At 61.1% G+C, this 203-nt stretch carries 1 protein-coding gene; it reads right to left on the bottom strand.

The window, feature by feature from the left end:
- A partial coding sequence (locus QSJ97_RS24935) for a hypothetical protein (RefSeq protein ID WP_434220962.1) occupies window positions 1-203 on the bottom strand: 203 nt, incomplete at both ends.

The raw sequence follows: 203 nt of genomic DNA, 5'->3' as shown, positions 1-203 counted from the left end.
TCGTAGTAGTGGGCGAAGTCGTTGCCCAGGCCACCCTCGATGGTGTTCGAGTTGTTGTCGTCCGAGGAGATCAGGAAGACGTCGTCGCCGTCGCCGCCATCATAGATGTCGTCGCCGGTATAGGGCTCGTCGACATCGCCGTCGTCGTTGTCGCCGAGATCGAAGTTGGCGAACAGGTCGGCATCGTTGCCGCCGTTGAGGAC

The sequence above is a fragment of the Paralimibaculum aggregatum genome (assembly GCF_030270585.1).
GTDB lineage: Bacteria > Pseudomonadota > Alphaproteobacteria > Rhodobacterales > Rhodobacteraceae > Thermohalobaculum > Thermohalobaculum aggregatum.
The sequence above is the reverse complement of the archived record's forward strand: the minus strand, read 5'-3'. Positions and strand labels throughout refer to the sequence as shown.